We start from the raw sequence: 23,127 nt of genomic DNA on the forward strand, positions 1-23,127 counted from the left end.
GGACGCGGCAACTACGATTGATGCGTGGTCACCGCCCTCTATCGCCGCTACCGGCCCGAGACATTCGCCGAGATGATCGGCCAGTCCCAGGTGACGGAGCCGCTCATGACGGCGCTCCGCACCGATCGTGTCAATCACGCCTACCTCTTCAGCGGCCCCCGTGGCTGCGGCAAGACGACATCGGCGCGCATTCTGGCGCGCTGCCTCAACTGCGCAGAGGGCCCGACGGATGTCCCGTGCGGCGTCTGTCCCAGTTGCGTCGAGCTCTCCCGGGGCGGCGGTGGTTCGCTCGATGTCGTCGAGATCGACGCCGCCTCGCACAACGGTGTCGACGACGCGCGCGACCTGCGTGAGCGCGCGGTGTTCGCCCCTGCCCGTGACCGGTTCAAGATCTTCATCCTCGACGAGGCCCACATGGTCACGCCGCAGGGCTTCAACGCGCTGCTGAAGCTCGTCGAAGAGCCGCCGGAGCACATCAAGTTCATCTTCGCGACGACCGAGCCCGACAAGGTGCTCGGCACGATCCGCTCGCGCACCCACCACTATCCGTTCCGGCTCGTGCCGCCCGGGCCGATGCTCGAGTACGTGCAGCAGCTCTGCACCGAAGAAGGCGTCGAGGTCGCGCCCGGCGTGCTGCCCCTCGTCGTGCGCGCCGGCGGCGGTTCTCCGCGCGACACGCTGTCGCTGCTCGACCAGCTCATTGCCGGCTCCGAGGGCCCGACGATCGACTACGAGCGGGCGGTGGCGCTGCTCGGCTACACGCACGGCGCATTGCTCGACGAGGTCGTCGACGCCATCGGGGCGGGCGACGCAGCGGGTGCGTTCGCCGCGGCCGACCGGGTCGTGCAGACCGGGCAAGATCCGCGGCGCTTCGTCGAAGACCTCCTCGAGCGCCTGCGCGACCTCATCGTCGTCGCTGCATCCTCGCCCGAGACGGCGGCCGCTGTACTTCGAGGGGTGCCCGAAGACGAACTCGCGCGCATGGCGGCCCAAGCCGCCGTCTTCGGCCAGGCCGAACTCTCGCGGGTCGCCGATCTCGTCAACCAGACACTCACCGAGATGACCGGGGCGACGTCGCCGCGGCTGCACCTCGAGCTCATGCTCGCGCGCGTGCTCGTGCCTGCCGCCGACGACACCGAGCGCGGTGCGCTGGCCCGCGTCGAGCGGCTCGAACGCCGAGTCGGGGTCGCCGATGCCGTGTCGGGGCCGACGGCGTCCGAGCCGCGTGGCGGCGCGCGGGTCGAGCCTGCGTCGGCCTCTGACGCTCGAGCCGCGGCGGCGCCTGTTGCCGCACGCCAGGCTGCAGGGGAGCCCACTCCTGCTGCTCGTGACGTTCCTGCTGCTCGTGACGCTCCTGCCGCTCGTGACGTTCCTGGCACGGCGGACTCGAGCTCGCAGAGCGCACGCCCCGCCGCGTCAGGTACAGCATCCGCACAAGGTGCCCCGTCCACCACTTCACCCGCCGTGGAGTCCGCGCCGGCGGAGAAGCCGGCGGCAGCTGCTTCCGCAGCGGCATCCCCATCCGCGAAACCCGTTGGTCCGGTCACGCTCCAGCAGTTCCGCGATGCATGGCCCGAAGTGCTCGCTTCCCTGCAGCGCACGAAGCGCAGCGCGTGGATGGTGGCATTCACGGCGCAAGTGCGCGACCTGCGCGATGGCGATGTGCTCGTGCTCACCTTCCCCAGCGAGCAAGACGTCGCCGGTTTCCGCGGCGGCGCACCCGGCCAGAGCGTCAGCGAACTCCTCCGCGGTGCGATCACCGAGGTACTCGGCGTTCGCGTGAAGTTCATCGCCAGGGTCGACGGCTCCGGGGGCGGGCCTGCCCCAGCAGCGCCTCCGTCGCCGGCGGTGCCTCCAGGTCAGTCAGTGCCGCAAGGGCCGGCCGCGCCGATCGAAGAGGTGGCCGCGTCGCCCGGCGCACGAAACACGCCCGCCGCTCCTTCCGCTCCAGTCGCTCCCGCCCAGCCGATGGCACCGCCGAACGCCGGCCCCGTCGATTCGTGGGCGACGGTCGCCATCCCGAGCGACCCGGCCGCCGACGCAGAAACAGGGGCTTCGTCCGCCGACGCCCGCGCAGCGACGGCGACCGCGACCGCGACCGCGCTCGCTGAGCGGCCGCGGACTTCTGCCGAGACGCCGTCCGTCGCGCTCGAGGGCTCGACGTCGCCCGCATCCGGTCGCTCCGAGCCCGCGGCAGACGATCTGCCCGACGACGCCGACGCTCCACCCGAAGACGACGAGGGGTGGTTCGACCCCGGGCCCGAGGCCGAAGTCGTCGCCGAGGCATCCGTGGCTCAGTCATCAGTGCCTGTGCGCACGCCGGCCCCGGCCAAGGCGCGCAGCGCACGACCATTGCCAACCACTTCGCAGGGCTCCGTCAATGGCGGCATCCAGCGCTACGGCGAGGCGGTCGTGCGCGAGGTGCTCGGTGCGACCTTCCTCGAAGAGGTCGAGGCGTCGCCACGCCCCGGCTTCGGGGAGCGTGGGTAGTCCGTGTACGAAGGCATCGTTCAAGAACTGATCGACGAGCTCGGGCGTCTTCCCGGCATCGGCCCGAAGTCGGCGCAGCGCATCGCGTTCCACATCGTGCAGACCGAGCACTTCGACGTCACCCGACTCGCCGAGATCCTGCTGCAGATCCGCGACAAAGTGCGGTTCTGCGAGATCTGCGGCAACGTCTCCGAAGAGGCGACCTGCCTGATCTGCCGTGATCCGCGACGTGACCCGGCGCTCATCTGCGTCGTCGAAGAGGCGAAAGACGTCGTCGCCATCGAGCGCACCCGCGAGTTCCGCGGGCTCTACCACGTGCTCGGCGGTGCGATCAGCCCGATCGACGGCATCGGCCCCGACGAGCTCCGCATCCGGCAGTTGATGCAACGCCTCGCCGATGCCACCGTCACCGAGGTCATCATCGCGACCGACCCGAACCTCGAGGGCGAGGCGACCGCGACGTACCTCAGTCGCCTGCTGACCACCCTCGAGATCCGCGTGACACGACTCGCGTCGGGTCTGCCGGTCGGCGGCGACCTCGAGTACGCCGACGAGGTCACCCTCGGCCGAGCGTTCGAAGGCCGTCGCGTCGTCACGTGACCTCTTGACGCTCCAACCCACCCGGGATAGAACGGGGGCATGGCGAGCAAAGGCGCGGAGTGGGTCGCGGGATACGTCGCGGCGTGGGAATCGAACGACCCGGCGCAGATCGGGGCGCTCTTCACCGACGATGCACGGTACCTCACGAGCCCCGACTCCGAGCCCCGTGTCGGTCGTGAGGCGATCGTCGCCGGGTGGGTCGAAGATCTCGATGAGCCGGGCACGTGGGCCTTCGACTGGCACATCGAGCACGAAGACGACGGCTTCGTCGTCGTGCAGGGCCGCACCGAGTATCCGGCTGAGAAGGACTACCTGAACCTCTGGATCATCCGGCTCGCGGCCGACGGCCGAGCCACCGAGTTCACAGAGTGGTACATGCCGAGGCCCCACAAGGGGTGATCGAGGCATCCGTCGTCGAAATGCGGCAGTGCACTCAGCGCAGCACCTCGACGAGCACGACCCACGCCATCAGGAGCGCGGCGATGATGCTGAGCACCGAACCGACGGCCATGGCGATGAGCCCGGCCTCCGCCGTGCCGACGATGACGAGCACGGCACCGAGGAGGAAGGCGGCGATCGGCAGCACGCCCGCGATGCTCTTCAGCACCCGCTCCATCGCAGAGACGTGGTCTTCACGCATGACCACTCGGATCGCATGCACCTGGAAAGCACCGGCCAGCAGAGCCGCGACGAGCACTTCGATGCCGTACGCGACGATCGGCTGGCCGGGGACCAATCCGAATGCGCCGGCGGTGATTGCCAGCACGAGTGCCGCGATCGAGGAGGCTGCGCGCGGCGGCAGCGTCACCGACTTCATGATCGTCGCGATGTTCACCGACATCGCGACGATGAGCAGGCCGGCCAGGGCGGCAGTCGCCCCGACCATCGCGACGTTGAACTCCGACCACCCATCGAGCGCCTCCGACATGTGCCCACGCTACCGTCGCCGTGCGAACGTCACATAGCCGGGCGCGTATGCGGCCCGCCGTATGATGGTTCTTCCGGCGCCGGCCACTCGAGCGGCTGCCAGCGAGACCACCCCCAGGAGACCACGTGAGCTTGATCGTGCAGAAGTTCGGCGGGTCATCCGTCGCCGACGCCGAGAGCATCAAGCGAGTCGCGAAGCGCATCGTCGAGACCCGCAAGGCCGGCAACGACGTCGTCGTGGCCGTCTCGGCCATGGGCGACACGACCGACGAGCTGCTCGATCTGGCCAATGAAGTGACGCCGATTCCCGCGCCGCGCGAGCTCGACATGCTCCTCTCCGCGGGCGAGCGCATCTCCATGGCGCTGCTCGCGATGGCGATCAAGAGCATGGGGCACGAGGCGCGTTCATTCACGGGCAGCCAGGCCGGCATGATCACGGATGCCACGCACGGCGCCGCCCGCATCGTCGATGTCACCCCTGTGCGCCTGCGCGAAGCGCTCGACGACGGCGCGATCGTGATCGTCGCCGGGTTCCAGGGCTTCAACCGCGACACCCGCGACATCACGACGCTCGGCCGCGGTGGCAGTGACACGACAGCTGTCGCCCTCGCGGCCGCGCTCAGCGCCGACATGTGCGAGATCTACACCGACGTCGACGGCGTGTTCACCTCCGACCCGCGCATCGTGAAGCGGGCGCGCAAGCTCGACCGCATCACGAGCGAAGAGATGCTCGAGCTCGCGGCATCCGGAGCCAAGATCTTGCACATCCGCGCGGTGGAATACGCGCGCCGCCACGGTGTGACGCTGCATGTGCGCTCGTCGTTCAACAACAGCGAGGGGACGATCGTCTACGATCCCGCGCGCCTGCCTGAAGGAGAAGCTGTGGAAGAGTCCGTCATCGCCGGTGTCGCGGTCGACCTGACCGAGGCGAAGATCACGGTCGTCGGAGTGCCCGACAAGCCGGGTGTCGCAGCGAAGATCTTCAAGATCGTGGCTGGAACGAACGCGAACGTCGACATGATCGTGCAGAACGTCTCGGCCGCCTCGACGGGGCGCACCGACATCTCGTTCACGCTTCCGAAATCCGACGGCGAGAAGGCCCTCACCGCACTCGCGAGCGCGCAGGAGGCCGTCGGTTTCCTCTCGCTGCAGTACGACGACCAGATCGGCAAGCTCTCGCTCGTCGGTGCCGCGATGCGCTCGGCCGCGGGTGTTTCGGCTCGACTGTTCGAGGCGCTCTCCACGGCGGGCATCAACATCGAGATGATCTCGACGAGCGAGATCCGCATCTCGGTCGTCACGCGTGCCGACAGCGTGCACGCCGCGGCACGGGTCGTGCACTCGGCGTTCGAGCTCGACGGCGACGACGACGCGATCGTGCACGGCGGCACCGGTCGCTGACCGCGACCGGCGTTCGCGTGAGCGCGTCATCGCGTTCGCGTGATCACGCGGAAGCCGCGGCATCCGCTCACCGATTCTCTGCCGCTTTGTAGGACAATCCTGCCTTTGTAGGACACCTGGGGACCTGTTCGTCCTCCAAAGCGGCAAATGTCATACAAACTGGAACTGATGTACGGGCGGCGTCTGAGGTATCCGGCCGGGAATGAGGAAGAGCAAATGACCAACGGAGTGAACATCGGCGTCGTCGGCGCGACAGGCCAGGTCGGCGCGGTCGTGCGCAAGCTGCTCGAGGAGCGGGACTTCCCGGTCGCGTCGATCCGCTACTTCGCTTCGGCTCGCTCGGCGGGCTCGACCCTGCCGTGGAAGGGCGAAGACATCGTCATCGAAGACGCCTCGACGGCCGACCCGAGTGACCTCGACATTGCGATTTTCTCCGCCGGAGCCACGCTCTCCAAAGCTCAGGCGCCGCGGTTCGCCGCTGCCGGCGTCACGGTGATCGACAACTCGAGCGGCTGGCGCATGGACCCCGACGTGCCGCTCGTCGTGAGCGAAGTGAACCCCCACGCGATCGACGAGGCCGTGAAGGGCATCATCGCGAACCCGAACTGCACGACGATGGCCGCGATGCCCGTGCTGAAGGTGCTGCATGAGGAGGCGGGCCTCGAGCGACTCATCGTGAGCACGTACCAGGCCGTCTCCGGCGCCGGGCTCGCCGGTGGCGAAGAGCTGCTCGAGCAGGCACGTGCCGCCGTCGCGCAAGACACGATCGGGCTCGTGCACGACGGGGCATCCGTCGAGTTCCCGGCTGCCGACAAGTTCCCGCGCACGATCGCGTTCGACGTGATCCCGCTCGCCGGGTCGATCGTCGACGACGGCGACTACGAGTCCGACGAAGAGAAGAAGCTCCGCAACGAGAGCCGCAAGATCCTCGAACTGCCCGGCCTGCGGGTCGCAGGCACGTGCGTGCGCGTGCCCGTCTTCACGGGTCACTCGCTCTCGATCAACGCCGAGTTCGCGAACCCGATCACGCCCGAGCGGGCCACCGAGCTGCTAGCGGATGCCCCGGGCGTCGAGCTTTCCGACGTGCCCACGCCGCTGCAGGCCGCCGGCACCGACCCGAGCTACGTCGGCCGCATTCGGCAAGACCAGTCGGCGCCCGACGGCAAGGGCCTCGTGCTCTTCATCTCGAACGACAACCTGCGCAAGGGTGCGGCGCTGAACGCCGTACAGATCGCGGAGCTCGTGGCGGCGAAGGTGCCCGCGCGCGTCTGAGCGACGGCGGCCGAGCAGAGGTTCGCGAGGCGAGTCGAGGCGAGATGACGTGATGTCGGAGCGATCGCGACACCGGCCGAAGGCGAGGCTCACGGGCCGTGCCGTCGGCGTGGTGCTCGGCGCGGCGTGCCTGTTCCTCACCGCCTGCACGCCGGCAGCGTCCGAGTTCACGCCTGCGTCGCCGCTCAGCGAAGATGCGCCCGTGGTCGCGTTCTACGGCGATTCGTACACGCGAGGCACGGGCGCGAGTTCGCCCGACCGGCGCTGGTCGACCGTCGTCTGCGGTGAGCGCGGCTGGTACGAGTTCAATCCGAGCGTCGACGGTCTCGGTTTCGTGAACAACCGCGGTTCGGGCATGGTCGGCCCCGGTGTCGACCTCGTCGACCAGATCGTCGAGCACGAACCGCAGCCCGACATCGTGATCGTGACGATGGGGCTGAACGACAACTTCTCGATGCCGACCTACGCCGCCGAGATCGAGGCGGCCATCGCTGCCGACCTCGGCCGGTTCGCCGGTGAATTGCCGGATGCCCGGCTCATCGTGGTCGAGCCGTTCTGGTACCAGGACGACCGGCCGGACTCCGTCGAACAGATCACCGGGTGGGTGGAGGATGCGGCCGCCGACGTGGGCGCCGACTTCATCACGGGCGCCTCGCGGTGGCTCGAGGGGCATCCGGAGTGGATGGCCGCAGACGTCATCCACCCGAATGACGAGGGGTACGCCGAGATCGCGCGCCGCATGGACGAGGAGCTCTCGCGGCTCGGTCTGTGACTCACGAACGACGGATGCCGCGTGGTCGATCGACCACGCGGCATCCGTCGTTCAACGGCGTCGCTCAGCCCTGCGGGATCGCCGCGACCACATCGATCTCGACGAGGATGTTCGCGAGGCGCGAGCCCACCGTGGTGCGTACGGGGTAGGGCTCGGTGAAGAACTCCGCATAGGCCACGTTGTATTCGGCGAAGTCCGCGAGATCCTCGAGGTGGGCGGTGACCTTCACGACGTCGTCGAAGGTCAGGTCGTATTCGGCGAGCACCGCGCCGATGTTGCGCAGCACCTGCCGGGTCTGCTCGGCGGCGCCGCCGGGCACGACCTCGCCGGTCGCCGGATCCTGCGGGCCGAAGCCCGCGGTGTAGAGGAAGCCGTTCGCGACGACCCCGTGGCTGTACGGGCCGGCGGGCTTCGGGGCGTTCGAGAGGGTGACGGCGATCTTGGACATGTTTCCTCCTGTGTGGCGATGTTCTCGAGTTGCCCGACTCTGTACGTATTCGGGCAACGCGGTGGTGGTTTTGGTTGGTGGGGTGGTGATGTTGGTGGGGTGGTGGGCTTCAGGCGAGCGGATGCCGCGGCATCCGCTCGCTCAACCGAGTTCGCGCGCGATGAGCTCGGCAGTCTCGCGCATCGCGGGCAGGTCGGTTTTCAATCGCTCGAGGTCGGCGACCATGCGGATCGAGGTGACCGAGAGCGCGCCGACGATACCCATCGACGAGCGAATCGGCACGGCGATGCAGTTGACGAACGTCTCGAATTCGCGATCGTCGGTGGCCCAGCCGCGCGCGCTCACGAGCGCGAGCTCGCGGTCGAGGTGCTCCCGGGTGGTGATCGTGTGGTCGGTGTGGCGCTCCCAGGTGACGCCGGCGAGTACGGCGTCACGGCCTGCGGTGTCGAGATCGGCGAGGATGGCCTTGCCGACCGCCGAGCAGTACGGGATGACAGCGCGGCCGATGCGGGAGTACATGCGCACCCCCGACTCGTTCTCGGCCTTGTCGACGTAGACGATCGACCGGTCCATGAGTGCCGCGAGGTGTACGGTGTTCCCGGTTCGGCGCTGCAGCCGGCGCACGTGCTCGGATCCCACTTCGCGCAGGTCGAGCGATTCGAGCGACTCCCTCGAGAGCGCGGCGAGCCGCGTGCCGAGCGTGTAGCGGCCCGAGCCGAGCTTGCGAACCCAGCCCACCTCTTGAAGTGCCTGCAGTTCGCGGAACATCGTCGACCGGTGCAGTTCGAAGGCCGCGGCGAGCTCGGCGACGGTGCGCGGGTCGGCGGCGATCGCATCGATGATGCGGGCCGCGCGTTTCACGCTCTGCGACATGTCAGTCGTCCTCGCCGAAATCCGTCGGTCGGGTCGCGGCCGGCGAAGGAAGTCGTTCATCGAGCCCCGGCGAGACGCTCTCGGAAGGCTGGGTTTCGATACGCTCCTTCGTCGCTACTCGACCGGCGGTGGAGCGGCGGATGCCCCGGCCCGGCGTCGCCCCGGTGAGTTCGCCGCCCGCCAGCACCGGCACGCCCGCGACGAGCACGTCGTCGATGCCGACTCCGAGACCGAGCGGTTCGTCGTAGCTCGCGGTCGCGCGCACCGCATCGGGGTCGACGAGCACGAGGTCGGCGAGGAAGCCCTCGCGCACGAACCCGCGGTCGCCGAGCGCGAATCGCGCGGTGGCGCGTGCCGACACGAGCGCCGAGGCATCCGCCCAGCCGAGCGCCGTCTGCTCGCGCACCAGGAGCGAGAGGTAGCGGGAGAACGAGCCGCGCGCTCTCGGGTGCGGATGCCGCCCGAGGAAGATGCCGTCGGAGCCTCCGATCGCGGCCGGATGGGCGAGGATCTCGGCGAGTCCAGCGTCGCCGCGTTCGTGCTGCACCGCCATGACGACGTTGACCTCGAGCCGCGACGCGACGAGCACGTCGAGCGCGAACGCGATCGCATCGACCTCGGCCAGAGTGCCAGAACCGACATCGGCACCAGCGCGAGCGGATGCCTCGGCCGCGCCCTCCGCGATCGTGAGGCCGTGCGCCCACTCGTAGGCCGGCGCGGCGATGTGCGCGAGCGTGAGCATCGAGGGCCAGTCGGGTCCGAGGCTCGCGTGCCAGCTGATGGTGGGAAACCACTCCTCGCGAAGCCGTGCGCGCCCTGCGGGGTCGGTGAGAACCGCGACCACCTCGTCCACCGGGCGCACGGTGAGCGCCGCGGGCAGGATCGGCATCACGAGGATCGAGCACCCGCGATTGTAGGGGTACGCGTCGAAGCTCGCGTCGATGCCGGCGTCGGCGAGTCCCGAGAGCAAGCCGTGCACGAGCTGCGGTTCGGCGTGGAAGTGCGACACGTGCACCCGAGCGCCGGACGCGAGCGCGATCGCCGCCACCTCGGCGATGCCCGCCGCCGAGTTGTGCTCGTAGCCGCGCATGTGCGACACGTACACTGCGCCGGCGTCGGCCACCGGTGCCGCGAGGGCGGCGAGCTCGTCGGTGGACGCGAAGATGCCTGGCGTGTAGTCGAGTCCGGTCGAGAGTCCGAGGGCGCCGGCCGCGAGGCCATCGGCCACGATCGCGCGCATGCGATCGAGTTCGGCGGGTGAAGCGGCATCCGTCGACCGGCCCATGACCTCGTAGCGCACGGTGCCGGCGGGCACGAGATACCCGGCGTTCAGCGCGGTGGTGCCGTCGTAGGCGTCGAGCAGCGCCTCGACCCCGCCGTCTCGGTACGTGGGATGCGCGCCGTTGATCGCCGCGAAGTACTCGGTCGCGTAGTCGCCGGAGCCGGGTGCGTACGACACGCCGTCCTGCCCGCCGATGACCGTCGTGACGCCCTGACGCAGCAGCGCGAGTTGTACCTCCGGGTCGAACAATCGGCCGTCGGCGTGCGAGTGGGCGTCGATGAATCCGGGCATGAGCAGACGGCCGTGGCCGTCGATCACGAGGGCGCCTCGAATAGCGGTGCGATCGAGGCTGCCGGTCGGCGCGATGCGTGCGATGCGCTCACCGTCGATGAGCACGTCGGATGCATCTGCGCCCACGCCGTCGCCGTCGACGACGATCACGTCTCGAATGAGCACAGGGCGAATGAGCACAGGGCGAATGAGTACGGACACGGCTGACTCCTAGAAGAACGTGCGCACGAGCTCGACGACCCGGTCGGAGCCGCCGCCCTCGACGACCGGGATGAAGCGCCACTTGTCGAACGCCGTGCACGGGTGCGAGAGGCCGAGCGACACGACGTCGCCGATCGCGACCGGCAACGCGGCATCAGCACGCAGGTAGGCGTGCTGGTCGTTGAGGGCGGTGACGGATGCCCCGGCGAGCTGCCGTTCCGCGGCACCCGGCGACGCGCCGACGCCGAACGGCACGGGCAGCCCCTCGTCGTACGGGAAGTCGCGCTTGCCGCCGTCGAGCAGGGCGAGACCCGGTTCGGGGCGGGAGACGACGCGCGCGTAGCCTCGCATCGCGGGGGCGAGCTGCCCGTCGAGCGGCGAGATGCCGCGGTAGAAGCCGTCGTCGTGCAGGAGCGACGCGCCCGAGCGGAGGATCCAGCGGGTCGGGGCGTCCGCCCCCTGAGTAGCCGGCGCTCCCTGAGTAGCCGGCGTTCCCTGAGCAGCCGGCGCTCCCTGAGCCTGTCGAAGGGAGGTTGTGGGCCCGCGTGCTCCCTTCGACGGGCTCAGGGAACGGATGTGCGGCGCGAACACCTCGGCGACGAGGTCGAGGTACGCACTGCCCCCGGCGGTGACCACGAGCGGGCCCTCGGCGAGGACGCCCACTCGCTCGTGCAGCTCGAGCATCTCGGCGAGGTAGCTGCGCACGGCGTCGAGCGCGGTGGGGGAACGGTCGTGGCCGAGGCTGCCCTCGTATCCCGCCGTGCCGGCGAGCCGCAGCACCGGAGAGGCGACGATGCGTTCGGCGATGCGAGCGGCCTCGTCGACGCTGCGCGCACCCGTGCGGCCGCCCGCCGCGCCGAGCTCGACGAGCACGTCGATGGGGCGGGGGAGTGCGACATCCGCGAGGCCCCGCTCCATCGCCTCCACGGTCTCGAGCGAGTCGACCCAGGCATGGAACGTGAAGCGGGGGTCGGCGAGCTCGGCGGCGATGAACGCGAGGGCTGCCGGCGCGACGAGTGCGTTCGCGAGCATGATCGACGTCACGCCGAACGCGCGCGCCGTGCGCACCTGGCCCGGGGTCGCGAGCGTGATGCCGGTGGCGCCCGCGTCGAGCTGGCGTTGCCAGAGCGCAGGCGACATCGTGGTCTTGCCGTGCGGCATGAGCTCGAGCCCGTGGTCGTCGCACCAGTTCTGGATCACGGCTGCGTTGCGGGCGAGGGCTCGGTCGTCGAGCGCGAGCAGCGGGGTCCAGAACTCGGCGAGTCGCGGTTCGGTCGCGAGGAACTCGCGCACCGTGAGGCCGGCAGCGCGCGCGGGCAAGCCCTTGTCGGTTCCGCTGAGTCGTTCGGCGGCGAGTCCGGCGAGCCCGGCGAGCCCGGCGAGTCCGGCGAGTCCGGCGAGTCCGGCGAGCCTCGTGCTCCGCGGCATGCGCATACCTCCAACGTCGACTTTGTTGCGCATGTTGCAACGCGTTTGCGTCGATCCTGCACACCCGACAGCATAAGGGTCGTGACCACTGCACCGCTGCCCGAGGTCGTCGCCCTCGGCGAGACCATGGCGCTCGTGGCGCCCGCGCTCGCCGAGCCGCTCGAGTCGGCCGAAGACTTCCACGTCGATACCGCGGGCGCCGAAGCCAACGTCGCCGCGCACCTCGCAGCGCTCGGCCGTCGAGCAGCATGGGTCGGCCGAGTCGGCGACGATGCGCTCGGTCGTCGGGTCGTGCGGCACTTGGGTGCGCGCGGCGTCGACACTCGCTGGGTCGAGGTCGATTCCGAGGCCCCGACGGGCGTGTACTTCAAGGACCCCGGCCGTGGGGTGCTGTACTACCGTGCAGGTTCGGCGGCCGCGCGCATGACGCCGGCGTTCCTCGACGGGTTGCCGCTCGCCTCGGCGCGCGTCGTGCACGCGAGCGGCATCACGCCGGCTCTCTCCGCGTCGTGCGACGCCCTCGTCGACGAGCTGTTCGCACAGGTAGCCACGTCGCCGGCGTTGCTGAGCTTCGACGTCAATCACCGGCCGGCACTCTGGCCTGCGGATGTCGCGGCGAGCCGTCTTCGCGAACTCGCCGCGCGTGCCGACCTGGTCTTCGTCGGCCTCGACGAGGCCGAGACGCTCTGGGGCACGGCGACGCCCGACGACGTGCGGGCGCTCCTTCCCGAGCCCGCGCTCCTCGTCGTGAAAGACGGCGATGTCGGAGCCACCGAGTTCAGGGGGCACGCCGTCGACGCACTGGCCGGAGCCCCCGGTGCGCCGGGCGAGACACATGTGCCGGCCAGGTCAGTCGAAGTCGTCGAGGCCGTGGGCGCCGGTGACGCCTTCGCGGCCGGGTACCTCGCCGCGCTGCTCGCCGGGGGCGGCCCTGAAGAGCGGCTCGCCGCGGGGCATGCCCGAGCCGTGACGGTACTGGGCGACACTGCAGACTTCCCCCGCACTGCAGCCACTTCGAGGAGCACCCCGTGATGAGCATCGACAACGCCCGATTCGACGAGATCTTCGAGGGTCAGTCGCTCATGGCGATCTTCCGAGGCATGGGCGCCGAACGCAGCCTCGAACTCGCCGAACGGGCGTGGAGCCTCGGCATCGATGTCGTCGAGCTGCCGATCCAGTCCGTCGCCGATGTCGAAGCGCTCACCGTCGTGGCAGCAGCCGGGCGCGCGGCGGGCCGTCTCGTCGGAGCGGGCACCGTGGTCTCCACTCGGCACGTCGAGCTCGCGGCATCCGCCGGCGCCGCGTTCACCGTGAGCCCCGGGTTCGATCCCCTCGTCGCACGCGCCTCGGCCGAGGCCGGCCTGCCGCCGCTGCCGGGCGTGGCGACCGCGACCGAGGTGCAGGCGGCGATGGCATCGGGGCTGACGTGGTTGAAGGCGTTCCCGGCGTCCCTGCTCGGATCCGCGTGGTTCCCCGCGATGGCGGGGCCGTTCCCCGGCGCCCGGTTCGTGGCGACCGGCGGCATGGATGCCTCGAATGCGCGCGAGTTCCTCGCGCGCGGCGTGCGCACGATCGCCGTCGGTTCCGCCCTGGAGGACTCGGCGCAGCTGACCGCGCTCGCCGAGATCATCGCGAACTAGCACCCGACCAGCGTTTCTCGATCCCCGTCTCGGATTCCGAGACGGGGCGATCTGCGTGCGCTCGACGCCGCCCATCTCCCCGAATCAGCCCGGAAACGCGCGGGAAACAGAAACTGAATGACTTGTTTCTAGTTACTATCTTTTCTGTTAGGGTCACTTCCAGTAACGCCGCGCACCGAGATCCTGCAAGCGGCGTCACCGCACCACCTTCCACGCAACGAAGCACGAGAGGAATGTCGGAGATGACTCGAACCAAACGCTCCCTCGCGGTGGCACTCGCCGCCGGAGCGGCCGCACTCGCCCTGGGAATGTCCGGGTGTTCGCCCTCGACGGGAGGCGACGGCGGCGACGCCCCCGTGCTCCGCGTCTGGGCAGGCAGCACCACCCCCATCAACAACAACTTCAATCCGTTCGCCGCCGACACGGCCGTGCACGCCACGTTCGGCGCGATCTACGAGCCGCTCTTCTTCTTCAACCAGGTCTCGGCCGACGCGCCCGTCGGCCTCGTCGGCGACACCTACGAGTACAGCGAAGACGGCAAGACCCTGACCGTCACGATCAAGCCCGACCAGCAGTGGAGTGACGGCGAAGACCTCACCGCCGAAGACGTCGCGTTCACCTTCGGTTACGGCTCGAACAAGGGCGAGCAGTTCATCTCGGCCGAGGCGACTGACGACACGACCGTCGTGCTCACCTACACCGAGCCGCAGTTCACGAGCGCATCGCTCACGCTCGGCGGAACGTACATCCTCCCGAAGCACATCTGGGAGGGAATCGACGACTTCATGTCCGAGACGAACCCCGAGCCCGTCGGGTCGGGCCCGTACATGCTGAAGAGTTTCTCCGAGGCTGCGTACACGCTCGAGGCCAACGAGAACTTCCGCGACGGCGCACCCGCGGTCGAGGAGGTGCAGTACCTCGGACTCGATTCGAACCAGTCAGCGCAAGACCTGCTGACGACCGGCAAGATCGACTGGGTCGGCCAGTTCATCGCCAACCCCGATGCCGTCACCGGCAAGGGCAACATCTCCACCCTGAACCTGCAGCAGGACCCGACGGCGATCATGACGTGCGCGAACGCCGACCTCGGCTGCGAAGGTCCGCAGACCGACCCGGCCGTGCGCCAGGCGATCAACGCGGCGATCGACCGCACCACGATCCGCGAGAAGGCGTTCGCCGGTCTCGCCGGCGAGTCTTCCCCGTCGTTCATGCTGCTGCCGCGCGACGAGCAGTGGCTGAGCGACCCCGAGTTCACGACGAGCCCGCAGGATTCGGATGCCGCCGAAGCGGGCGCCATCCTCGAAGCCGCCGGCTACTCGAAGGACTCCGACGGGTTCTACGGCAAGAACGGCACGGCCTTCGAGATCGATCTGTTCTCGCCCGACGGCTGGACCGATTACAACGACGCGGCGAAGCTCATCTCGGAGCAGGCGGCGGACGCCGGCATCCGCATCAATGCCCGGACGGTCTCCGACGCCGAGTACTGGACCCCTGTTCAGGCGGGCGACTTCCAGTTGGCGCTCTACGGGCTCGCCCAGAGCCTCGTGGCCGACCCGTACTCGAACTACCACGAGTACTTCGCCGGGAACTCGACCGCGAAGGTCGGCGAGAGCCCGCTTCATGGCCAGAACTACTCGCGCTACGTGAACCCGGCGGTTGATGCCGCGGTGCTCGCCGCTGGCGCGACGCAGGACGAGGCGACGAAGAACGCCGCTTACGCGACGATCCAGACCGAGATCGCACGCGACCTCCCGTACATCCCCGTGGTGCTGAACGCCTCGCAGTCGTTCTTCAACACGGAGAAGTTCTCGGGCTGGCCGTCGGAGGACGACCTGTACGCCGCTCCGCTGCCGTACCTCGCGGTGGCGAACGCGATCGTGCTGGCCCACCTCACACCGGCGAAGTAGCCCCACCGGTCCCATGGAACGTACCTTCCCAACCCTGAGGACGGCAGCGACATGAGCTTTTACCTTCGGCGAGTCGCCTTCTATCTGGTGACCCTCTGGGCGGCGATCTCGCTCAACTTCATGCTGCCGCGGCTGTTGCCGGGCGACCCCGCCGCGATCATGCTCGGCAAGCTCCGGCGCGCCAGCGGCGGGCGCCCGCTCTCCGAAGAGACGATCGAGGCGATCACCTCGATCCTCGGCGTGGGCAAGGACATGAGCCTCTGGGACCAGTACATCGCATACTGGGGCCGGCTGCTTCAAGGAGACCTCGGCGTCTCCTCCACGAGGTATCCGGCCCAAGTCGCCGATCTGATCGCGAGCGCGCTGCCGTGGACGATCGTCCTGGTCGGTGTCGCGACCGTCATCTCATTCCTGCTCGGCATCATCGTCGGCGCGTGGGTGGGGTGGCGGCGCGGCACCTGGCTCGACCACCTCGTGCCGGTCACGACGGTCTTCCAGTCGATCCCGTACTTCTGGCTCGCGCTCGTGCTCGTCGCCGTCTTCGCGGTGCAGCTCGGCGTGTTCCCGATCGTCGGCGGTTACGACGTCTTCGCGTTCCCAGCCGGACCAGAACTGAGCTGGGCATTCATCGGCAGCGCGATCTACCATGCGATCCTGCCGGCGATCACGATCGTGCTCTCATCGGTGGGCGGGTGGCTCCTCGGCATGCGCAACATGATGGTCTCGACGATGTCGGAGGACTACGTCGTGACCGCCGAGGCGAAGGGCCTCACCCCGCGTCGGGTGCGTACGAACTACGCGGCACGCAATGCCGCCATCCCGAGCCTGGCCGGCTTCGGCATCGCGCTCGGCTTCGTCGTGGCCGGATCGATCGTCATGGAGCAGGTGTTCAGCTACCCGGGCATCGGCAAGCTCATGATCCAGGCGGTGCAAGGGCTCGACTACGCGCTCATGCAGGGCGTGTTCCTCGTGATCACGCTCACGGTGCTCGCCGCCAACTTCATCATGGACCTCGTCTACGGCTTCATCGACCCGAGGGTGCGACACAATGGATGACCAGCAGCGCACGCTCGATCAGGCCCTCGACGGTCTCGACGAGAACGCCGACCTCACGCCGTTCCGGGCACCGGTCTCGGCCGAGGCGGCCAGGGAGGCCGCACGCGAAGCGACGGCGACCTCGGCCATGGCCGTCGCCGCCGCCAGTCGCGCCGGGCGGTTCCGGCACCTGTTGCCCAGCCGCTCGGCCAAGCTCATCACCGGCCTCGTCATCGTCGGGCTGGTCGTCGTCTTCGGCGTCTTCGGCCCGCTCATCGCCCAGCCCCCGCGCGATTCCGACAATCCCGCGCTGCTGCCGCCCAGCCTTGAGCACTGGCTCGGCACGACGAAGCTCGGCTACGACGTGTTCTCGCAATTGGCGTGGGGCACGCAGGGCTCGCTCTTCATCGGCGTCGTCGCCGGCGTGGTCGCCCTTGTGCTCGCTATCGTCTTCGGCGTGCTCGCCGGCTACTTCGGCGGCGTGCTCGACGAGGTCTTCACGCTGTTCACGAACATCATGCTCGTGATTCCCGGGCTGCCGCTCGTCATGGTCATCGCCGCCTACGTGCAGAACAGCGAGGGCCTCGGGCCGCTCGCACGAAGTTCATTGCTCGTCGCACTCGTGCTCGGCATCACGGGCTGGGCGGGTTCGGCCGTGGTGCTGCGAGCACAGGCGAAGTCGCTGCGTAGCCGCGAGTACGTCGCAGCGGCGCGCGTGGCCGGTGAGAAGCCCATGCGCGTGATCTTCGTCGAGATCCTGCCGAACCTCGTGCCGCTGCTCGCCGCGCAGTTCATCTTCGGAATCATCTTGGCCGTGCTCGGCGAGGCAGGCCTGTCGTACCTCGGCCTCGGCCCGACCGGCTCGATCACCCTCGGCACGATGCTGAACGATGCGCAGACCGGTCAGGCCGTCGGTACCGGAGCCTGGTGGTGGTTCGTGCCGCCGGGCCTGATCATCGCTGCCCTCGGCGCGGGCCTTTCACTCATCAACTTCGCGATCGACGAGGTCGTGAACCCGAAGCTCAGGCTCGCGCCTGAGAACGCGAAGCGCCAGCGAAAGGCCGCGAAGGCCGGCAAGGGCATCGCCGACACAGGAGCGTTCGCATGACCATGACCGCAGAACCCGTGCTGACCGCACGTGAGGTCTCGATCGAATACGAGGTCGACCCGCCGGTGAAGGCCGTGCGCGGGGCGTCGCTGACCCTGCACCGCGGGGAGATCCTCGGGTTGGCGGGCGAGTCGGGCTGCGGCAAGACGACCCTCGCCTACGGGCTGAATCGACTGTTGAAGGCGCCCGCGCTCATGACAGGCGGCGAGGTGGTGTTCCATGACGCATCCGGTCATGACATCGACGTGGTCTCGCTCGACGGTGAGGCGCTGCGGGCGTTCCGCTGGAACAAGGTCTCGATGGTCTTCCAGGGCTCGATGAACTCGTTGAACCCCGTGATGAACGTGCGTAAGCAATTGCACGACGTGTTCACGACGCATCGCCCGGGCATGCGGCGGGCCGAGCGCGAGTCGCGCAGCGCAGATCTGCTCTCCCTCGTCGGCGTGGACCCTGCGCGGCTCTCGAGCTTTCCGCACGAGCTGTCGGGCGGCATGCGCCAGCGCGTGATGATCGCGATGGCACTCGCCCTCGATCCGCAGGTGATGATCATGGACGAGCCGACCACGGCTCTCGACGTCGTCGTGCAGCGCGGCATCATCCGCGAGATCATGCGGTTGCGCGAGCGGCTCGGCTTCGCGGTGATCTTCATCACGCACGACCTGCCGCTGCTCATCGAGATCAGCGATCACATCGCGATCATGCTCGACGGCGAGATCGTCGAGCAGGGCAGTGCAGAGGAGATCTATCGCAAACCTGGCCATGCCTATACGAAACGGCTGCTCGCGAGCTTCCCGAGCCTGCGCGGCGAGCGGGGCGACTTCGTGCGCACGGGCGCCGGTATCGGTGGCGGCATCGGTGGCATCGGCATCGAGACTGCAGGGGGTGCGGCATGAGCGCCGTCGATGATCGGTCGCCGAGCCTCGAAGCGCGCCACCTCGTCAAGAACTTCCGGCTCCGGAGCGGGTTCCAGGTGCGCACCCTCCACGCGGTCAGGGATGTGTCGTTCACCCTCGAGCCCGGTCGCACGGTCGCGCTCGTGGGCGAGAGCGGCTCGGGCAAGTCGACGATCGCGCGCATGATGGCCAAACTCGAGACGCCGAGCTCGGGCGAGGTGCTGCTCGACGGCCGGCGCAGTGCGAACCACGGGGCGGGTCTCGCCCGCTATCGCGGCGACGTGCAGATGGTCTTCCAGGATCCGTTCGGCTCGCTGAACCCGTTCCACACGATCCTGCATCACGTCGAGCGGCCGGTGCGCATCCACAATCCACGGCTGTCGAGTCGGCAGGTGCGCGAGCGGGCGTACGAGCTGCTCGAACGGGTGGCGCTGACGCCCGCGTCTCGCTTCGCCGAGCGGCGGCCGCATGAACTCTCGGGCGGGCAGCGCCAGCGGGTGGCGATCGCGCGTGCCCTGGCACCCGGCGCGAGATTCATCGTCGCCGACGAGCCCGTCTCGATGCTCGACGTCTCGATCCGACTCGAGGTGCTGAACCTGCTCGCCGAGCTGCAGCGCCAAGAGCATCTCGGGGTGCTCTACATCACGCATGACCTCGCCACCGCGCGGCACTTCTCCGACGAGATCCTCGTGATGTACCGCGGTGAGATCGTCGAGCGCGGCGCGGCCGAGCGCGTGATCCTCGATCCACAGCACGAGTACACGAAGACCCTGCTGGAGGCGGCGGCCGATCCTGACCGGCTCGGGCAATTGCGAGACGAGGTGCGGAGCGGCGGGTGAGGCGAAAATCAGTAAAGAATGTTTTCAGATAGAGTGACGACCAGCGACAATGATCGACACAGAGAGGCGGACGATATGAACCAGATCGACCCGGGCACCCCGACGTGGCTCGCAGCGCGCAACGACCGCACCGCCTTCCGCCTCCTGCTCGAACACGGTCCGCTCACCCGGTCACGCCTCGGCGAACTCACCGGCCTCTCAAAGCCGACCGCGTCGCAGATGCTCGCGCGGCTCGAGCGGGTCGGCCTGATCCGTCCGGTCGGCGAGCTCTCGGGCGGCAGGGGGCCGAACGCCGTCACCTACGGCGTTCGCACCGACCGCATCACGGGCGTCGCGATCTCCATCCTCGAGCGATCGATCCAGGCCGTCGTCGTCGACGCCGTCGACCACGAACACCCGATCGTGCAGATCGCGACGGAGGCGGCGGACCGCACCCCCGAGGGCGACGTGCGCGCCGCCGTCCGTGCCGCGTGCGCGGCGGCCGGCATCGATGATTCCTCGGTCAGTCGCGTCGTGATCGGCGTGCAGGCGGCCTTTTTCGTCGACGGCGATGAGCTCTCGTTCACCGACACGCTGCCGGGGTGGCCGGCGGTGGGCGCGCGTCGCCGCATCGAGCAGGCGCTCGGACTGCAGGTGACGATCGACAACGACGTGAACCTCGCGACCATGGCCGAGCGGTCGGCCGGTGCTGCCCTCGACGCCACGAGCTTCGCGCTGTTCTGGATCGGCGACGGCCTGGGCGTCGGCGTCGATCTCGGTGGCGCGGTCCACCGCGGTGCATCCGGCGGCGCCGGTGAGATCGGCTACCTCGCGGTGCCCTGCACAGCGGCGATGCTCGCACCGGCCGCGAACGACTTCACCGACCTGTTGGGCGGTCCGGCCGTCGCGAAGCTGCTCGGCGGCACCGACAGCGAGACGCTCGCCGAGATGCTGCCTCGACTCGCGGGTGACGGCGCCGCGCTCTCGGCGCTCGCCGACCGCGTGATCCTCGCCGTGAACCCGTTGCTCGCGATCCTCGACCCGTCGGTGATCGTGCTCGGCGGCCCGACCGGCAACGCGGGCGGCGATCTCCTGGCCGAACTCGTCACGGCCCGCGTCGACTCGGCGGCGCACCCGAAGCTCGCGGTGCGCACGAGCGGCACGGGTACGCAGCCTGTTCTGCTCGGTGCGCGCCAGCAGCTCGTCGATCAGATCCGCGACCATCTCGAGGCAGACATCTCACTCGCCATCTGACCTGCCCCTTCGGCATCCGGATGTCCCTGAGGCATCCGTTCGCCCGACCCTGAAACCCCGTCTTCGCACTCGAGAGTGCGGGGCGCACCACGCACTGGAATGAGGACCAATGAAGCTCGCGATCGTCGGCGGTGGATCGACGTACACGCCAGAACTCATCGACGGGTTCGCCCGACTCCGCGACACGCTGCCGCTCGAGGAGATCCGTCTCGTCGACCCGGATGAAGGCCGACTCGCGCTCGTCGCCGGGATGTCGCGGCGGATGCTCTCCCACGCCGGGCACCCCGCACGGGTGATCGGCACGACCGATCTCGTCGCGGGCGTCGCCGATGCCGATGCCGTGCTGATCCAGCTGCGGGTCGGGGGGCAGGACGCCCGTCACGCCGACGAGACGTGGCCGCATCAGGCCGGATGCATCGGTCAGGAGACGACCGGCCCGGGCGGGCTGGCGAAGGCGTTGCGCACCGTTCCGGTCGTGCTGAACATCGCCGAGGTCGTACGGGCGCATGCGAAGCCCGACGCCTGGATCGTCGACTTCACGAACCCTGTCGGCATCGTGACCCGGGCGCTGCTCGAAGCCGGTCACCGTGCGGTCGGGCTCTGCAACGTGGCGATCGGGTTCCAGCGTCGATTCGCGTCGCTCTTCGATGTCGAACACGACCGGGTGAGCCTCGGCCACGTCGGCCTCAATCACCTCACGTGGGAGCGCAGCGTCGTCATCGACGGCGACGACCGGTTGCCCGGCCTGCTGGCGCACCGCCTCGGCGAGCTGGCCGACGAAGTGCACCTCGCACCGGCGCTCATCGCGCAGCTCGGCGTTGTGCCCTCGTACTACCTGCGCTACTACTACGCGCACGACGAGGTGCTGCGCGAGCAGTTGCACGAGCCGACCCGCGCCGAGGCGGTGCGCGCCATCGAGCGCGAGCTGCTCGAGCTGTACGCCGACCCGTCGCAGCACGAGAAGCCCGCAGCGCTCGAGGGGCGCGGCGGCGCCTTCTACTCCGAGGCGGCGATCGAGTTGCTCGCCGCCATGCGCGACGGTGCGAGCCGTGCCCGCGTGGTCAACCTGCGCAACGACGGCGTGCTGCCGTTCCTGCCCGACGATCACGTCATCGAGGTGCCGGCCGTGTTCCGCGACGGGGGATTCGTCGCGGAACCGGTCGCGCCGTTGCCCGACGACATCCGCGGCTTGATCGCCGGTGTCGCCGGGTATGAGCGGCTCGCGCTCGACGCCGCGGTACACGGCGGACGAGACCGTGTGCTGCGCGCGATGCGGGCCCACCCCCTCGTGCTGCAGCACGACCGGGCCGAGCAGCTCACCGACCTGCTCATGGCCGAGAATGCACCGTTCCTGGAGTGGGCCCGATGATCGACGCGAGCGGAGTCGTCGACGGTGGGGCGGGCGGTGTGATCGTGGCGGTCGACGGTGGGGGCTCGAAGACCGACGCGGTCGCCCTCACGATCGACGGCGTTCTGGTCGGGCACCGACGCGGCCCGGGTTCGAGTCCACACTTCGAGGGTCTCGCAGAGGCCGTCGCAGTCGTCGACGAGCTGGTTCGTGCTGTCGCGGGCGAGCGGCGCGTCGTGCACGCGAGTCTCTACCTCTCCGGACTCGACCTGCCGATCGAGATCGAGCAGTATGCCGCCGCCATCGCCGGGCTCGAGTGGGCCCATGCGTCGACCGTGGTCGACAACGACCTCTATGCACTGCTCCGTGCCGGTACCGATGAGCCCGACGCGGTCGCCATCGTGTGCGGCACGGGCGTGAATGCGATCGGTGTGCGCGCCGATGGCGCCGACGCGCGCTTCCCGGCGCTCGGCGGCATCTCAGGTGACTGGGGCGGCGGGGGCGGCCTCGGTGAGCAGGCCCTCTGGCATGCGGCGCGCGATGCGGATGGCAGGGGTCCGGCGACGTCGCTCAGTGCGGCGATCGTCGATCACCTGGGCGTCACCTCGATCGCCGCGCTCATCGAGGACCTGCATTTCGGGCGTCGCGACTCGACCGAACTCACTGCGCTTGCACCGGCGATCTTCGCGGCCGCGAGTTCTGGCGACGCCGTGGCCGGTTCGCTCGTCGACCGGCAGGCCGAAGAGCTCGTCGCATTCGCCCGGGCTTGCGTCGTGCGTCTCGGCCTCGAGGCGGATCCGATCCCGATCGTGCTCGGCGGCGGCATCATCCGTTCCGGCGACGAGCGGCTGATCGCCGGCATCGCCACGGGGCTTGCGCAGGTCGCGCCCTTGGCCCGCATCGAGATCCTCGAGACGGCGCCGATCGTGGGCGCGGCACTGCTGGCGCTCAGTCACGCCGGCGCGACCGATGAAGCGCTCGACCGCGCCCGCACCGCGGTGGCCGCGGCGACGCGATCGGGTGCGGAGCCCGAGGGGCAGCCCGTCGCGCGCTGAGACCGCCCCGCGCGCTGAGGCCCCGTCGCGCGCGAATCGGCGCCGGGCCGGGGCGACACACCTCCCGACCTGATTTGTGCACAC

At 69.3% G+C, this 23,127-nt stretch carries 21 protein-coding genes; 16 read left to right on the plus strand and 5 right to left on the minus strand.

Annotated elements, in window-relative coordinates:
- Positions 1–24: 24 nt before the first annotated feature.
- The 3 genes from AC1C2U_RS13310 to AC1C2U_RS13320 are packed head-to-tail and all read left to right on the plus strand — an operon-like array spanning position 25 to position 3,489.
- Positions 25–2,490 (plus strand): DNA polymerase III subunit gamma and tau, encoded by a 2,466-nt coding sequence (locus AC1C2U_RS13310; protein WP_495362244.1) that lies wholly within the window; start codon positions 25–27, stop codon positions 2,488–2,490.
- A gap of 3 nt (positions 2,491–2,493) precedes the next feature.
- On the plus strand, positions 2,494–3,090 hold the full coding sequence (gene recR, locus AC1C2U_RS13315; protein ID WP_495350984.1) for a recombination mediator RecR: 597 nt from the start codon (positions 2,494–2,496) through the stop codon (positions 3,088–3,090).
- Between the two features lie 39 nt (positions 3,091–3,129).
- The gene (locus AC1C2U_RS13320; protein ID WP_495362245.1) at positions 3,130–3,489 is read left to right on the plus strand and encodes a nuclear transport factor 2 family protein; all 360 of its coding nucleotides are present in this window, start codon (positions 3,130–3,132) and stop codon (positions 3,487–3,489) included.
- A gap of 34 nt (positions 3,490–3,523) precedes the next feature.
- Here AC1C2U_RS13320 and AC1C2U_RS13325 read toward each other — a convergent pair whose 3' ends face one another.
- Complete coding sequence (locus tag AC1C2U_RS13325; protein ID WP_495362246.1) at positions 3,524–4,018, minus strand: hypothetical protein; 495 nt, start codon at positions 4,016–4,018, stop codon at positions 3,524–3,526.
- Positions 4,019–4,143: 125 nt separating this feature from the next.
- Here AC1C2U_RS13325 and AC1C2U_RS13330 point away from each other — a divergent pair, with 125 nt between their 5' ends.
- The 3 genes from AC1C2U_RS13330 (at position 4,144) to AC1C2U_RS13340 (ending at position 7,462) form a co-directional block, all read left to right on the plus strand.
- Complete coding sequence (locus AC1C2U_RS13330) at positions 4,144–5,418, plus strand: aspartate kinase (RefSeq protein WP_495362247.1); 1,275 nt, start codon at positions 4,144–4,146, stop codon at positions 5,416–5,418.
- Between the two features lie 216 nt (positions 5,419–5,634).
- Complete coding sequence (locus AC1C2U_RS13335) at positions 5,635–6,690, plus strand: aspartate-semialdehyde dehydrogenase (RefSeq protein WP_495362248.1); 1,056 nt, start codon at positions 5,635–5,637, stop codon at positions 6,688–6,690.
- A gap of 52 nt (positions 6,691–6,742) precedes the next feature.
- Positions 6,743–7,462 carry an SGNH/GDSL hydrolase family protein gene (locus AC1C2U_RS13340; RefSeq protein WP_495362249.1) on the plus strand — a complete coding sequence of 240 codons (720 nt, stop codon included), beginning with the start codon at positions 6,743–6,745 and terminating at the stop codon, positions 7,460–7,462.
- A 64-nt stretch (positions 7,463–7,526) separates the two neighbouring features.
- Here AC1C2U_RS13340 and AC1C2U_RS13345 read toward each other — a convergent pair whose 3' ends face one another.
- From AC1C2U_RS13345 to AC1C2U_RS13360, 4 genes are all read right to left on the minus strand, one after another.
- The gene (locus AC1C2U_RS13345; protein WP_495362250.1) at positions 7,527–7,910 is read right to left on the minus strand and encodes a RidA family protein; all 384 of its coding nucleotides are present in this window, start codon (positions 7,908–7,910) and stop codon (positions 7,527–7,529) included.
- 141 nt (positions 7,911–8,051) lie between these two features.
- Positions 8,052–8,783, minus strand: coding sequence for an IclR family transcriptional regulator (locus AC1C2U_RS13350; protein WP_495362251.1), 732 nt, complete (start codon positions 8,781–8,783; stop codon positions 8,052–8,054).
- Position 8,784: 1 nt separating this feature from the next.
- Positions 8,785–10,557, minus strand: coding sequence for an N-acyl-D-amino-acid deacylase family protein (locus AC1C2U_RS13355; RefSeq protein ID WP_495362252.1), 1,773 nt, complete (start codon positions 10,555–10,557; stop codon positions 8,785–8,787).
- 9 nt (positions 10,558–10,566) lie between these two features.
- Positions 10,567–12,018, minus strand: a complete 1,452-nt coding sequence (locus tag AC1C2U_RS13360) for an alanine racemase (protein ID WP_495362253.1) — start codon at positions 12,016–12,018, stop codon at positions 10,567–10,569.
- A gap of 48 nt (positions 12,019–12,066) precedes the next feature.
- Here AC1C2U_RS13360 and AC1C2U_RS13365 point away from each other — a divergent pair, with 48 nt between their 5' ends.
- The 10 genes from AC1C2U_RS13365 to AC1C2U_RS13410 all read left to right on the plus strand — a co-directional run bounded on the left by AC1C2U_RS13365 (position 12,067) and on the right by AC1C2U_RS13410 (position 23,043).
- Positions 12,067–13,017, plus strand: coding sequence for a sugar kinase (locus tag AC1C2U_RS13365; RefSeq protein ID WP_495362254.1), 951 nt, complete (start codon positions 12,067–12,069; stop codon positions 13,015–13,017).
- On the plus strand, positions 13,017–13,625 hold the full coding sequence (locus tag AC1C2U_RS13370; RefSeq protein ID WP_495362255.1) for a bifunctional 4-hydroxy-2-oxoglutarate aldolase/2-dehydro-3-deoxy-phosphogluconate aldolase: 609 nt from the start codon (positions 13,017–13,019) through the stop codon (positions 13,623–13,625). Before AC1C2U_RS13365 ends, AC1C2U_RS13370 begins: the two co-directional genes overlap by 1 nt.
- 242 nt (positions 13,626–13,867) lie before the next feature.
- Positions 13,868–15,532, plus strand: a complete 1,665-nt coding sequence (locus AC1C2U_RS13375; RefSeq protein WP_495362256.1) for an ABC transporter substrate-binding protein — start codon at positions 13,868–13,870, stop codon at positions 15,530–15,532.
- A gap of 51 nt (positions 15,533–15,583) precedes the next feature.
- Complete coding sequence (locus tag AC1C2U_RS13380; RefSeq protein WP_495362257.1) at positions 15,584–16,588, plus strand: ABC transporter permease; 1,005 nt, start codon at positions 15,584–15,586, stop codon at positions 16,586–16,588.
- The gene (locus AC1C2U_RS13385; RefSeq protein ID WP_495362258.1) at positions 16,581–17,675 is read left to right on the plus strand and encodes an ABC transporter permease; all 1,095 of its coding nucleotides are present in this window, start codon (positions 16,581–16,583) and stop codon (positions 17,673–17,675) included. Before AC1C2U_RS13380 ends, AC1C2U_RS13385 begins: the two co-directional genes overlap by 8 nt.
- A 2-nt stretch (positions 17,676–17,677) precedes the next feature.
- The gene (locus tag AC1C2U_RS13390) at positions 17,678–18,568 is read left to right on the plus strand and encodes an ABC transporter ATP-binding protein (protein ID WP_495362749.1); all 891 of its coding nucleotides are present in this window, start codon (positions 17,678–17,680) and stop codon (positions 18,566–18,568) included.
- Entirely contained in the window at positions 18,565–19,407 is an 843-nt protein-coding gene (locus AC1C2U_RS13395) for an ABC transporter ATP-binding protein (RefSeq protein WP_495362259.1), read from the plus strand. Before AC1C2U_RS13390 ends, AC1C2U_RS13395 begins: the two co-directional genes overlap by 4 nt.
- Positions 19,408–19,482: 75 nt before the next feature.
- On the plus strand, positions 19,483–20,640 hold the full coding sequence (locus AC1C2U_RS13400; protein WP_495362260.1) for an ROK family transcriptional regulator: 1,158 nt from the start codon (positions 19,483–19,485) through the stop codon (positions 20,638–20,640).
- Between the two features lie 109 nt (positions 20,641–20,749).
- Complete coding sequence (locus tag AC1C2U_RS13405) at positions 20,750–22,009, plus strand: 6-phospho-beta-glucosidase (protein WP_495362261.1); 1,260 nt, start codon at positions 20,750–20,752, stop codon at positions 22,007–22,009.
- Positions 22,006–23,043 carry an N-acetylglucosamine kinase gene (locus AC1C2U_RS13410; protein ID WP_495362262.1) on the plus strand — a complete coding sequence of 346 codons (1,038 nt, stop codon included), beginning with the start codon at positions 22,006–22,008 and terminating at the stop codon, positions 23,041–23,043. Before AC1C2U_RS13405 ends, AC1C2U_RS13410 begins: the two co-directional genes overlap by 4 nt.
- Positions 23,044–23,127 lie beyond the last annotated feature (84 nt).

This window comes from Agromyces sp. Y575 (assembly GCF_059445445.1).